The 13,003-nt window shown below is 70.4% G+C and carries 13 protein-coding genes; 6 read left to right on the top strand and 7 right to left on the bottom strand.

From position 1 onward, the window contains the following. Positions 1–157: 157 nt before the first annotated feature. The 3 genes from EDD27_RS54310 to EDD27_RS17890 form a co-directional block, all read right to left on the bottom strand. Complete coding sequence (locus EDD27_RS54310) at positions 158–331, bottom strand: VOC family protein (protein ID WP_164903668.1); 174 nt, start codon at positions 329–331, stop codon at positions 158–160. A gap of 138 nt (positions 332–469) precedes the next feature. After that, positions 470–1,489, bottom strand: coding sequence for an aldo/keto reductase (locus EDD27_RS17895; RefSeq protein ID WP_127933450.1), 1,020 nt, complete (start codon positions 1,487–1,489; stop codon positions 470–472). A gap of 358 nt (positions 1,490–1,847) precedes the next feature. Continuing rightward, positions 1,848–3,071, bottom strand: coding sequence for a GNAT family N-acetyltransferase (locus EDD27_RS17890; RefSeq protein ID WP_127933449.1), 1,224 nt, complete (start codon positions 3,069–3,071; stop codon positions 1,848–1,850). 67 nt (positions 3,072–3,138) lie between these two features. Between EDD27_RS17890 and EDD27_RS17885 the strand changes: the two genes are divergently transcribed. Then, positions 3,139–5,904: a helix-turn-helix transcriptional regulator gene (locus EDD27_RS17885; protein ID WP_164903667.1), complete on the top strand. Its 2,766-nt coding sequence runs from the start codon at positions 3,139–3,141 to the stop codon at positions 5,902–5,904. Positions 5,905–6,381: 477 nt separating this feature from the next. Here EDD27_RS17885 and EDD27_RS17880 read toward each other — a convergent pair whose 3' ends face one another. Beyond that, positions 6,382–7,134: a hypothetical protein gene (locus EDD27_RS17880; RefSeq protein ID WP_127933447.1), complete on the bottom strand. Its 753-nt coding sequence runs from the start codon at positions 7,132–7,134 to the stop codon at positions 6,382–6,384. A gap of 115 nt (positions 7,135–7,249) precedes the next feature. On the opposite strand from EDD27_RS17880, the gene EDD27_RS17875 reads away from it, so the two are divergent. From EDD27_RS17875 to EDD27_RS17850, 5 genes are all read left to right on the top strand, one after another. After that, on the top strand, positions 7,250–7,828 hold the full coding sequence (locus tag EDD27_RS17875; protein ID WP_127933446.1) for a recombinase family protein: 579 nt from the start codon (positions 7,250–7,252) through the stop codon (positions 7,826–7,828). A gap of 77 nt (positions 7,829–7,905) precedes the next feature. Further along, on the top strand, positions 7,906–8,232 hold the full coding sequence (locus EDD27_RS17870; RefSeq protein ID WP_127933445.1) for a hypothetical protein: 327 nt from the start codon (positions 7,906–7,908) through the stop codon (positions 8,230–8,232). A gap of 312 nt (positions 8,233–8,544) precedes the next feature. Continuing rightward, a complete protein-coding gene (locus EDD27_RS17865; protein WP_127933444.1) occupies positions 8,545–8,967 on the top strand; it encodes a spore-associated protein A in 423 nt (140 codons plus the stop codon). Between the two features lie 87 nt (positions 8,968–9,054). Continuing rightward, complete coding sequence (locus EDD27_RS17860; RefSeq protein ID WP_338324754.1) at positions 9,055–9,345, top strand: alpha/beta hydrolase fold domain-containing protein; 291 nt, start codon at positions 9,055–9,057, stop codon at positions 9,343–9,345. 483 nt (positions 9,346–9,828) lie between these two features. Next, complete coding sequence (locus EDD27_RS17850; protein WP_241564094.1) at positions 9,829–11,379, top strand: serine hydrolase domain-containing protein; 1,551 nt, start codon at positions 9,829–9,831, stop codon at positions 11,377–11,379. Here EDD27_RS17850 and EDD27_RS54305 read toward each other — a convergent pair. From EDD27_RS54305 to EDD27_RS17840, 3 genes are all read right to left on the bottom strand, one after another. Continuing rightward, positions 11,373–11,525 carry a hypothetical protein gene (locus EDD27_RS54305; protein ID WP_164903666.1) on the bottom strand — a complete coding sequence of 51 codons (153 nt, stop codon included), beginning with the start codon at positions 11,523–11,525 and terminating at the stop codon, positions 11,373–11,375. The genes EDD27_RS17850 and EDD27_RS54305 overlap by 7 nt on opposite strands. 195 nt (positions 11,526–11,720) lie before the next feature. Then, positions 11,721–12,176 carry a GbsR/MarR family transcriptional regulator gene (locus EDD27_RS17845; protein WP_127933442.1) on the bottom strand — a complete coding sequence of 152 codons (456 nt, stop codon included), beginning with the start codon at positions 12,174–12,176 and terminating at the stop codon, positions 11,721–11,723. After that, positions 12,173–12,991, bottom strand: coding sequence for an alpha/beta fold hydrolase (locus EDD27_RS17840; RefSeq protein ID WP_127933441.1), 819 nt, complete (start codon positions 12,989–12,991; stop codon positions 12,173–12,175). The genes EDD27_RS17845 and EDD27_RS17840 overlap by 4 nt, the downstream gene beginning before the upstream one ends. Positions 12,992–13,003: the final 12 nt, after the last annotated feature.

Raw genomic sequence — 13,003 nt, 5'->3', positions numbered from 1 at the left:
ATGCGAAACTCGCGCGGGGTTGTCAGTCCCGTGTGCCATTGCTTGCTTACTCCTCAGCCCGTGGGCTGCTTGATGGTGGCGATTGATGCGGTTGACGGGGTTACTCACGGCGACCAGGCGGCACGGTTTCTCGCGTCTTGTCGGTGTACGGCGGGCGTCACCGCCCGCTGGGCGGAAGCCATTGCGTGAGCTGGACGAGCGCGCCGGCGGGGTCGGTGAGCTGCACCACCAGTTCGCCCCACGACTCGGTGCGCAGCGGGCGGGAAACGGCGGCGCCTCCCGCGACCGGCCGCGCGTATTCGGCCGGAAGGTTCGTGACGGCGAAGGACACCACCGCACCGGCCGGCCCCTCGCCGACCGCTGAGCAGCACCGACCGGGCCAGATTGCGCCTCCAGATGGAGGCCGGCCCTGCAGACGCACCGCGCAGGGAAACTCTGGTGACGTTGAAGGGTGCGGTCCAGCAGAGGGTCACCGATCTTCTTGATCGAGCGTGCCGTGAGCCTGCGCCGAGAGGTCCTGCCAGTCGGCCCAGGTCTTGAGCCGGTCGCGCAGATCAGACCACAACCGGGCCGGGATGCGCGCTGAGAACGCGGTGGCATTGCGCCGCACCTCCTGCGCCGAGCGCATACCGACCACGATGCCCGCGACCGCGGGGTGGCGCAGCGGGAAGGCCATGGCGGCCTGGGGAACGGTCACGCCGTACGCCTCGCAGACATCCGCGATGCGGTTGACCCGTTCCAGCAGCTCCGGGGCGGCGGGTGCATAGTCGAACCGCGCCCCCTCGGCGGGCCGGTCGGTTGCCAGCAGACCGGAGTTGAAGACGGAGGCGGCCAGGACCGAGACTCCGCGTTCGGCGCAGGCGGGCAGCAGTTCGTCCAGGGCGGTGTGGTCCAGCAGCGTGTAGCGGCCCGACAGCATGACCACGTCCGCGTCGGTCTCCCGCACCAGGCGGGTCAGCTTGCCGGGGTGGTACATGCCCGCGCCGACGGCGCCGACCACGCCCTGGGAGCGCAGCTCGGCCAGTGCCGGGTAGCCGTCGCGCAGGGCAGTCTCGAAGTGCTCCTCGGCATCGTGCAGATACAGCACGTCGATCCGGTCGACGCCCATGCGGGTCAGCGAGTCCTCGACGCTGCGCAGGATGCCGTCGCGGGAGAAGTCCCAAACCCGGCGGTGCGTGGCCGGCACGGCGAAGCCCTCGTCCATCCGGCCGTTCGGATCCTGCGGGACCAGCAGCCGGCCGACCTTCGTCGACAGCGTGAACTCTGCCCGCGGCTTGCTGCGCAGCAGCTCGCCGATGCGGCGCTCAGAGTGCCCGATGCCGTAGTGCGGCGAGGTGTCGAAGTAGCGGATTCCCGAGTCCCAGGCGGCCGCCAGTGCCTGCGCCGCGGTGTCGTCGTCCACCGGTTCGAACAGGCCGCCCAGCGGCCCGCCCCCGAAGCCCAGTTCGGTGACCTCCACCGTGCTGCGACCGAGGCGATGAGTGCGCATGTGACTTGTCTCCCTCGTGTGCGGTTCCGGCTTCCGGCCGGACATTATGATGTTCATGCCGATCTGATCCGCTTCGGCGCCCGGTGTGATGAGGACTCCGGTGAGACGGCCGTCCGAACCAGCACGTTCCGGGGACCAGGTCGTCGTGGCTCACCACCTCGGCGCCGTTGCGCGACGGTTGCCGCAGTCGGCTCCAGATGCGGCGAAGCCGCGGCACGTCCAACGCCCCTCGCCTTCCCGGAAGCACTGCTCCATCCAGGGTCGCGGTGGGTGCGATCGTCGCCGCGTCCTGCGCCGCTGAAGCGCCGGCTCTCCAGTGGAGTCCGCCAGGCGACGTCCTTGGTCTCCAAAGCGCCCGTCAGAAGGCGGGGAAGGCCCAGCCCGAGGGGTGGAAGGGCTCGCGCTCGCCACGGAAGGCGAGCGAGGCGGCGGTGACCGCCCCGGGGCGCAGTTCCTCGACGCGGCCCGCGGCCGCCAGGGCCGCCAGGGTGGTGCCGCCCAGATAGGCCGCACCCAGCTCGGCGGAGGTCAGCCGCAGGCCCGGCCGGGCCTGGGTGCGTTCGCAGGTGACGGAGTCGCCGTCGGCCCACAGGTGGTAGCGCCCCGCGTTCCATGGGCAGAACGTGTCCTGAACCTCCAGGACCAGGTCCAGCGGAGTCGAGTAGCGGCGTGCCGCCAGCGCGCGGTCGACGTCCACCAGGCGGACCCAGAGGTTGTCGATCACGCTGGTGCGAGCCGCGCGCGGGTCGGTCAGCAGGTGCTTCAGCGGTTCGTCGACGGCGCCGTCATAGGTGAGGCCGGCGTGAGCGTCGAGGTCGATGAGGTAACGCCACAGGGCGGCGTAGGACTGCCTAGTGGTGGCCGCGACCTCGATGACCTGCACCAGCCGCGGCTTGGAGCGGTAGAAGACGTAGCCGCTGACCTCGCCGCCGGGCTCGGTGTGGACGGCGAAGCGCAGGGCCGTCCCGCCGTCGCGCGCGCGTTCGCCGTCGGCCAGCCGGGCCTCCCAGAACTTCTCCGTACGGTCCACCCAGCCGACCCCGGTACGGCGGGCGGTGTCGTAGACCTTCTCTAGCAGCGGCCGGGCCTGCCGGCGGTCGAGCAGGCGGATCGTCCCGTCGCCGAGGTCGGTGCCGGGCCTCAGGGCCAGGAGCTTCTTGTCCGCCTGGATCTCGGCCACGCAGCTGGCGACGCCGTACCCGAAGCGGCCATAGATCGTGGCCTCGGCGGCGTTGAGCGCGGCGATCGGCTCGCCGCCTGATTCGTGCAGGTCGGTGAGCTGCTTGCGCATCATCGCGGTGAGGATGCCGCGGCGCCGGTGGGTGGGCAGGACCGCGACGAGCGTGATGCCGGCGACGGGCGTCACCGCGCCGGGGACCGTCATGACGCGGCCGTAGATCGACGCACCGCCGACGATCTCCTCGCCGTCGTAGGCGGCGATCGTGCGTCCGGGCTCGATGGAGTCGGCGGCGTTCCGCAGGCCGCCCTCGTACCAGTCCTGGCCGTAGGTCGTGGTGATCATGCGAGCCCACGCGTCGAGCTCGTCGGCGCGGATCGTCCGCAGGGGGTAGGTCGCCGTCATGCTTCGAGAATGGCCGGGTAAACAGGCACCGCACATCGGGTGATCTGTGTATTTATATGCTGGCGTCGTGGTGGCGGAGCGCGTGGTCAGCCCGGTGTTCGTCGGCCGGGGCGAGGAGTTGTCGGCGCTGGTGGCGGCCCTGGACACGGCTGTCGAGCAGGGGCCGGCGGTGGTGCTGGTGGCCGGGGAGGCCGGGATCGGCAAGTCGCGGCTGCTCGCCGAGTTCGCGCGGTCGCTGGGCCGGGGCGTGCGGGTGGTCGAGGGCGCCTGCGCGGAGCTGGGCACCGACGGCCTGCCGTACGCGCCGTTCGTGACGGTGCTGCGCAGGCTGATCCGGGTCGAAGGGGTGCTGCCGGGGCCCTACCGCCAGCTGGCCCGCTGGTTCCCCGAGCTCGGCGAGGCGGGCGACGCGGAAGGCGGCAAGCATCTGCTGTACGAGGAGGTCCTGACGCTGGTCGAGCGGGTGGCCGCGAACCAGCCGCTCGTCGTCTCGATCGAGGACCTGCACTGGGCCGACGCCGCCACCCGCGAGCTGCTCGGCTTCCTGGCCAGGAACCTGACCCAGGCCGGCGTGCTCCTGGTGATCACCTACCGGCCGCCGGAAACTGGCGACGGACTGCTCGGGCCGCTGCTGTCCGAGCTGGCCCGCCGCCCGCGCACCACCACGCTGCGGCTGCATCGCCTGGACCGGCAGGGCGTGGGCCGGCAGCTGGCCGCGATCCTCGGCACCGAGCCGGACGCGGCCGCCGTACGCCGCGTACACGAACGCAGCGACGGCACCCCGCTGTTCGTCGAGGCGCTCGCCCGCGCCGGTGAACGGACCCCGGACAGCCTGCGCGACCTGCTGCTGCACGGCCCGCGGTCGCTTCCCGGCCCGGCGCGCGAGCTGCTGCGCATCGCTTCGGCAGCGGGCGGCCGGGTCGGCCACCGGCTGCTGGCGCAGGTGGCCGGGCAGGACGGGACCGGGCTGGATGCCCTGCTGCGCGAGCTCGTCGACCGCAGCCTGCTCGTCACCGCAGGGGACGGCTACGACTTCCGCCATGCCCTGATCCGGCAGGCGGTGTACGAGGACCTGCTGCCCGGCGAGCGGGCGCGCCTGCACGCGCGCTACGCCGAGGCCCTGCGCGATTCCGGCGCCCACGCGGAGCTGGCCGCACACGCCCACGCCGCCGGTGATCGCGGGCTGGCCTTGTCCGCCGCTTACCTGGCCGCGGGCCAGGCGCGCAGGTCCTACGCCTACGAGGAGCAGGTCCGCATGCTCGACCAGGTCCTCGAACTCTGGGACCCGCAGGCGCGGCTGGGCGTCGACAGGATCGACGTACTGACCGGCGCGGCCGAGGCATGCATGCTCAGCGGCGACTACGCTCGCGGGGTCGAGTACGCCAGCGCCGGGCTGGCCACCGTGGACGAGCGGCGCGAGCCCGAGCGGGCCGCTCAGCTGCTGGAACATCGAGGCAGGCTGCGGCACCGGCTGGAGGCGACCGGCGTCTCCGACTGGGAACGAGCCCTGGAACTGGTGCCCGCCACCCCCGGCGGCGTTCAGCGAGGGCGGCTGCTCGGCGTGCTGGCCATGGGCCTGCTGCCGGAGGTGGACCGGGCTCGCGAGCCGTTCGAGGAGGCGCTCGCCATCGGTCGGCGTACCGGCGATGCCACGGTCACGGTCCGTGGGCTGCTGGGCGTCGGGTCCATGACGGGCGACCTCGGGATGCTGGCGCAGGCCCGCACGCTGGCCGATCGGCTCGACGGCCACGATCTGCTCATGACCGTCCCGATGTACGAGGCGACGCTGCACACCAAGGCCGGTGACCACGACCGCGGCATCGAGGCGGCCCGCGACGGCATCCGCCACGCCCGCCGGTACGGGCTGGGCCGCAGCCGGGGCGCCGAGCTCGCGCGCTTCGCCGGACACAGCCTGATCCTGGCCGGGCGGTGGGACGAGGCCGCCGCCGTGCTGGAGGAGAGCCTCCAGGAGGACCCGCCACCGCTGCCGCGGCAGGCCCTGCGCGTGCTCGCCGGCTACCTGTCGCTGCTGCGCGGAGACTTGGCCAGGGCGGCCGACGCCGCGGCGGCCGTGGAGCACACCGGCAACGGGGGCCTGTTCCCCCGCTATCAGCTGCTCTGCCTGCTCGCCGTCGCCCAGGGCAACCACGAGAGGGCAGACCTGCTCCTGGACCGGGCGCTGGCCGACCCGGCGCTCACCCGGATCTACAGCAGCGACGCCCGGCCGGTCCTGGTCGCCGGCGCATTGGCGCAGCGGGCCCGGCTCGCGCACGGCGACGGCAGGGACCTACGGCAGCGGGTCGCGAAACGACAGGCCGAGCTCTCCGCGGCCGATACGGCGCTCGGCGTGGACGGGCCGCTCGACCGAGCTTGGCAGATCATGCTGCGCGCGCTTATCAAGGACGACGGCTGGGACCACGCCGCGGGTGCCTGGCGGGAGCTGCGGCAGCCGTACGAGCTGGCGCTGAGTCTGTTCCACGGCGCGCGAGCCGCGCTGGCGGCGGGCGACCGGCCCGGGTCAACGGCCCGCCTCAGGGAAGCCGCGTGGCTGGCCGAAGACCTGGGCGCCGCGCCGCTCACCCGCGAGATCGCCCTGCTCGGGCGACCCCGACCGGCTCAGGGTGGGCTCACGGAGCGCGAGCGTGACGTGCTCAGGTTGATCGCCGAGGGCCTGAGCAACCGGCAGATCGCCGCCCGGCTGCACATCTCACCGAGTACGGCGGGGGTGCATGTCTCCCACATCCTGACGAAACTGGGCGCGGCCACCCGCACCGAGGCGGCGGCCATCGCGTTCCGCGAGGGGCTGGCGGGGGTCCTTCCCCGCTTAGTTTGACGTTTACCTTTCCTGGTCCGGTGACCGTCTCGACGCGCTTGGTGGCCTTGCCCACATCGTGCTGCGGGCAAGACTGGCCTGGTCGGATCTACAGCGTCAACGAATGTGACACCAAGCCCGGTTCGCCGTTCCACTCCTACTGGCAGGCCGGCTTGAGGGCGGCACGTCGTCCGCCGGGCAGCCGCTCCACCTGGACGCAGATGACCGTGCCGGACAGGATCGGCGCTTCGGCCCGGTGGGCGAAGTGGTCTTTCTTGTCCAGCTTGGGGTGCAGGCCGTGCCAGGCGGTGACGCTGACCTGGCCGTAGTGCCCATCGTGGAGGGTCAGCTGCTGGTCGGGCTCGCCCCAGGTGTCGGGGCGGGCGCAGGAAAACGGCTCGCCGTGGCGGCCGGGGACGTCCGGCGCAGCCGCCGTTTCCGGCTCGCGCGGCGGCGGATCACGATACAGCAGCCGGTCGTTACGGATGCCGACAAGAGCTATTGCAGGCGGATCGCCTCGGCCGCGCGGCGGCAGACCGGGTAGACCGGGTTCCCGCCGGCGTCCAGCCCCTCCACCAGACGGTCATCGATCACCACGACGTCCCACTCGCCCGGGGCGACCCTGCCCACCACCAGGCCCATCAGCCACGGCCACCACGTCTCATCGGTGTCGCCGGCCGTCAACGGGTAGCGGACCCGCACCGGAGACGCGTCCGGGAACGGGTTCGCCTGCCGGGCCAGCGCTCCCGCCAATGCCTCCACGCCCAGCTCCAGGTCCGACTTGGCCAGCGCCGCCTCGATCGTGCCCGCGGCCAACTCATCGGCCAGCGCCAGGATAACCGTGTTGCTCGCCGCGGACGCCTCCACCGCCGCCACGTACTGATCGACCTTCGCCGCCTCGGCCGCGGTCAGGTCCTGAGCCTGCCAGCGCTCACCGGTCTCGACCCACAGCCACATGTGATCGCGCTGCTGCCTGATTACCTGCTTGATCCGCTCCACGGTGTGGTCGTCCAGCAGATGCGGGGCGCGCCGCGCCGGCTCCAGGGTCCGCACCTGATCGCGGTTGGCGCCCAGCTGCTCCAGGACGACCGCGGTCATCATGTCCACGTCGGCCAACCGGGCGCCACTCGGGTTCGCCCCGGCCGTCCCTGCCGCCACCATCACCACGCGCCATGCCTCAGATCGTCCCAGACCCCCACCAGCCGCCCGCTGCACCTTCACCACATAGAGACCCAGGGCTGCCTCCCACACGTGATCATTATCAGCGCCAACCGTCTGTGCGATGGAACGGAATCCGGCGTCAACCACGTCCGGAAGACCGCAGCGGCAGGGGGTTGCTGACCTGGGAGAACCCCGTTAACGCCGGATTCCGTTCCAAATCTCTCTGACCCCCTTCTCCGAGAAGGTCTCCACCCGCATCACGACCCGCCCCGAACTCGAACGCGCCATCGCGCACGCTGCGGACCTGCGCGCCTCCGGCGTCGCCGTCACCCTCGTCGTGCACGAGCACAAGCGGCTCGGCCGCGGCCTGGAACTCGCAGAGCTCGCCGAACGGCTGCGCGCCGGCGACATCGGCCTGGAATTCCTCACCGGCGAACTCCAAGGCCACCACGACCCCGGCGGTATCGTGTTCACCGTCCTGGCCGCCCTGTCCGGCATGGAACGCGAGTACATCCGCGACAAGACCCTCGACGGCCACGAGTCCGCCCGAGTCCGCGGCAAGAACATCGGCGGCGCCACCGTCACCGACCCCGCCATGCTGTCCATGGCCCTGCACCTACGCGACCAAGGACAGAGCCTGCGCGACATCGCCGCCCAACTCCTCATCACCCAAGGCAAGAAGAAGGGCAAACGACCCTCACCCGCCACCGTCATGCGAATGCTCCGCGACCACGACGAACACGCCACAGCGGCCGAGACCAACGAGATAGAGCCAGCCCGCTGACGAGCACCAAAGCTCTACCTTGCGGCTCGCCGTAGCTTCAGGAGTCCTGGGCCAACCAACCCGACCCCGTGGCGGGCGTGCGTTCGCTACTCGCCCGCGGCGCCGGCGCGCTCAAGGAGCTCTATCGCGTCTCTCCCAGCTTCCGCGAGGCCGCGGGAACAGGCGCCGTCGGGACGTCGGAAGTGACGTGGACGTACATGTACGACGACCGCGGATGGCCGTACCGGATCTTCTGGGGCTTCCACGCGCACCTGCGGCCCGAGGTCCACGGGCACGGAGACGACCGGATCCCGCAGGCGTGGCTGGCCACGCAGTACCGGAACTGGGACAAGCCGATGACGATCAAAGCGCCCGAGGCGACGCCTGGCCGGGGCTGGCGGTGGACGACCTCGCCGACGTCCTGAGCGCCCCGAGCGCCGCGAGTGAGGAGCACACTTCGGGTGCCACCGGAAGACGGCAGATTCGGGCCGCCATCTCTCTGAGCTGTGGCTTTGCACGCGGCGCAAGCATGGTGTCCGGAAATGCATACATTCCTGGACACCATTTCCCACCTGCGAGGACACCGTCCAGAAACCTACGCCCGGGAATTCTGCGGCCCGATGGGACCTCTGCCGACCTGACGCATGTGCGAACCGTCACATTGAGCACGACTCATGAGCGGCGGTCGTGAGCCAGTGGTAATCATGATCACACCAATGGCCATCGAAAGGACATTCGTGCGTACACGTAAACTGGCGACCCTCCTCGCCGGCGCGACCCTGGCCGCCTCTACCACACTGGTGGCGGGCGCTGCTCCGGCCAGCGCAGCTGGACCCTGCGGCAGCAGCTACTCCCGGGTCGGCGTCTACGCCATCTCCAGAGGAGACGGGACCCGCACGGGCACGCTGGAGGTGTACTACAGCTCCAGCGCCCGAAAGAACTGCGCCCTGACCTACGGCTACGGCGCCTACGCCAACACCAGGAGCTGGAAGAGAGTCACGATTTCGAGAGCCGACGGCAGCCAGGAAGACACCGATGCCAACTACTACACGTACTACGCCGGCCCGGTGTACGTCTCGGCCCCTGGCGCGTGTATTGACGTTGCCGGAACGGTACCGGACTGGGTGACCCGCGAGCTCAACAACGTGCACTGCGGCTGAACTCTTGTGACCTGACCGGGTGCCCTCCAAAGGCAATTGGGAGGGCACCCCAGCGGGGCGCTGCGTGGCTGGCTGTGATTCTCCGATCTGACGCCGAGCGCAGCTCGGCCTCCGCCTCCACGCCGACCACGCCCAGCACGCCCAGCACGCCTGCACGGCATGGCCGACATCCTGATCGTGACAGCCGAGCACGACGCGCTGCGCGACGAGGGCAACGCCTCCGCCCGTCGCCTGGCACAGGCGGGTGTACGGGTGACGTACTGGCAAGAACCTGGCCTGATGCACGGCTTCGTCCAGAACATGGACCTGACCTCCCCGGAGGCGGCCGCTGCCCACGACCGGCTGTTCGGCGACATCGCCTCCCTGCTGCGCAGGTGAGGGGCCACCGGCACCGTCCGGCACCTGGCCCGCCCGCTTTCCACCGGCCGCGCCACTCCGCTCTGCAGCACCTGGCCGCTGACGGACGAACCGCTCCCGAGCACCAGGCCAAATCCCGCCACCCGCACCTCGGGAGCTTCGGCCGCTACGTCCGACTCGGGGAGGAGACCTCCGCCCGCATCGCCGCCGGAGCCGATCCTGCCGCCCGTCGCTCGCCCTCTGGGTGACGCGGGACGGGCTCCAGCCCCAGCGGCGGCATCCACTCCTGCCGCTCCTCCAGTCCGCCACTGAACCCTCACGGACGTTCTCAACCCACCTGACCAGCCCTCGTGCTCGCCGTCGACCATGCGATGTCGCGTCAGCGGCCGCGTCAGGACGGCAACGGCCCGGTGTCAGGGCTGGCGGCGATGGTGGATGCCATGAACGGTTCAGCGTCTGTCCGTTCAGTTGAACTTCGTAACAGTTTTGAAGGAGCACACAACCATGTCCGTCACCCTTACCGACCAGGACAAGCTCACCCTGCGGACCGCCGCCTACGGCGCCGTCACGCTGCTGGCCGCCACTGGTGCCGCCGGCTCGCCCCACAAGGTCGCCACCGAGGGCTCCATCGCCCTGGCCTCCGCGACCGGCCTGGTCGGGCACGTACTCTCCGAGAAGTCAAAAGGCATGAACCTGAACGGCACGTCCGTAGCCGCCCTCGCCGACCACGTGCTGCCGGCCCTGACGGCAGCCATGAGCCTGCTCAACCAGCAGGCTCCGGCAGAGGCCGACAACTTCCGCAGCACCGTCATCATCGCCATGAGAGCAGCCACCCGAACCCAGAAAGGCCAGCCCAGCCCCACCATGGCCGAGATGGCCCGCAAGATCACCGCAGCCCTCGACGCCGCTTCGGTCATGCCCGGGGTGGCCGCCGCGGACAGTGGGGCCCTGCCGAACGCCCCTGCCGGGCAGGATCGCCTGGAGCTGCAGAAGGCCATCCAGGAGATCGTCGATTCCGGTTTCGCCGGGGTGCAGTTGCGCGTGCACGATGAGCGGGGGGAGTGGGTCGGCAGCGCCGGGGTGCGCAGGCTGGGCGAGGCCGCGAAGCCGCTGACGAACGGGCGGTTCCGGATAGGCAGCTCCACCAAGACCTTCGTCGCGACCCTGGTGCTGCAATTGGTGGCCGAGGGCACGATCGGGCTGGACGACCCGGTGGCCGACTACCTGCCCGAGTTCGGGCTGGACCGGCGGATCACGGTGCGGATGCTGCTGCAGCACACCAGTGGAGTGTTCAACTTCACCGGCGAGTACTACGACGACGGGACGGTCGTGCCGGGGATCCCCTGGTCGGGCCAGGAGTGGGTGGACAACCGGTTCAAGACCTACCGGCCGGAGGAGCTGGTACGGCTGGCGTTGTCCAAGCCGGTGCGGTTCGCGCCGGGGACGGACTGGAGCTATTCCAACACCAACTACGTGCTGGCCAGGCTGCTGATCGAGAAGGTCACCGGCCGCTCGCTCGCCGAGGAGATGCAGCGGCTGATCCTGGGGCCGCTCGGCCTGTCGGGCACCGTGGTGCCGGACACCCAGACGGACATCCCCGGGCCGCACGCCCACGCCTACTACCGGTACGAGGACGCCGGCCAGCAGAAGACGGTCGACGTCACCCGCCAGAATCCCTCCTGGATCTCCAGCGGCGGTGACATGATCTCGACCACCCAGGACCTCCACACGTTCATCTCCGCGCTGATGGGCGGCAAGCTCCTGCCGGCCCCGCTGCTGGCCGAGATGTGCAAGCCGCATCCCAAGGTCGGCTACGGCCTGGGAGTGTTCGTGCAGGACGCGGGCCCGAACGGCGGCACCGTCATCACCCACAACGGCGGCATCGCGGGCTACGCGGCGCTGATGTACAGCACGCCCGACGGCGGTAAGACCCTGACCGCCTCGCTGACCTATGTGGACGACGCCGCAATGTCCCTGGCAGAGGCGTTCCAGAAGGCGACGCAGAGGCTCGTCAACGAGGTGTTCTGCAACGGGCAGGCCGAGCCGGCTCAGTAGACAGCGCTGAGCACCGTGGACTCCTTCCGGTCGTGCATCAGGTAGAGCGCGAACTGGGCCAGGCCGAGCTCGCTGAGCTCGGCCGCCGGTCCACATGCGCGGGCGCCGGGCCGAGCAGGTTGAGGAACGTCCCGATAGGCAACCAAGCGGAGACGGTGTAAACCGCAGGACGGCGAACGATCTGATCAGCTCACCAGCTGAGCCAGCGCCGTGAAGGCCTCGTCGTGGTCACGCAGCATGCGCCAGGACGGTGGTGGGTAAGAGGGGCCGCCCATACTTCTTGCCCTTGGTGATGACGAGCTGGGCGGCGATGTCGCGCCAGCTGCCCGGGCGCTGCGTCGTCAGGTGCGGGCGGACCCGGTCCGCTGGCGGCGGTATCTGGTGAGCATCTGGCTTCCGACGTCGACATAGCCGGCGAACAATCCGATCACATCGTGGAGCCGCTCTTGTGCCGGGCCGGGATTCACCAGGGCCTCGCCCTCGCGCAGGGCGGCGATCAGGGTCCTGGCCCGCGCCTGGCTGGCCTCCAGCAGCGACTCGATTCCTCCCGTGGCTTCAACCAGGAGCCGGCGGCTGCCGGGCTGCGGGATCACCTTGGCCAGTCCCCAGGAATCCAGCTGCCGTACCGCGGTGCTCACCGCCCCCTTGCTCAGCTCGAGCTCGGCGGCGATCGTATCGAGAGAGACCGGCTCCTCGCTGAGGAGCAGCAGCCCGTAGGCGCGCCCGGTCGCGTGTGGGAGGTTCCATGAGGCCAGCAGGTCACCCACCGAGGTGATGAACGCATGGCGCGTGCTCATCGCTGTGCCTCCTTCGATGCCGGGATCGTGCGCAGGAACGCGTCGATCGCTTCATTGACCGCCTGCCGGTTGTCCTGGTTGGCGATATGGCCCGCGTCGGGGATGACGACCTCATCGATGTCTTCGGTCTCGGCCCACCGGGGCATGGCCGAGGCGATGTTGCCGGTGCGGTCCTGCTCGCCGCGGATCAGGCACAGTGGCACGGGCGTGCGATAGCCGGGGTCCGGGGAGAGGAACTCGACGGTTGCCCGCCACACCTGGACGAACTCCTTCTTCGATAACTGACCAAAGGCCCGCCGCGCATCCGCCTGCGCGTCCTGGGTGATCGCGGAGGCTTCGGCCATCAGCCGCGGGAGCTCCTTGGCCGGGATCGTCAACAGGATCAGCGCAACCGCCTTCACCAGCAGGCGTTCCTTCCGGGACAACGGTGCGGTGTTCGGCGTCGCGTCGATGACGATCAGGGCGCGGGCGAGGTCGGGATGCCGCTGGACGACGGCCTGGCTGAGGTTGCCACCGAGGGACTGTCCGACGAGCACCGGCCGGTCCAGCGCCAGGTGCTCGATCAGCGCGCATAGGTCCGCGATCGCCTGCTCGGCGGTGAACCGGACACCGGCCGGGCGCGAGAGGCCGTGGCCGCGCATGTCCCAGGTGACGGTGCGATACCCCCGGGCATGCAGGTACTCCCGTTGGGCGTCGAACATCACGTGGTCGGCCCCGGCCCCGTGCGAGAACACCAGCGGCACACCGTTGCCGCCGCTGTCGGCGTAGCGCAGGCCGCAGTTGCGGAGAGAGAGCATGGACGGCAGATTCACCATGTTCTAAATATA

The organism is Nonomuraea polychroma, assembly GCF_004011505.1.
Lineage (GTDB): Bacteria > Actinomycetota > Actinomycetes > Streptosporangiales > Streptosporangiaceae > Nonomuraea > Nonomuraea polychroma.
This window is presented reverse-complemented; position numbering and strand designations above follow the sequence as displayed.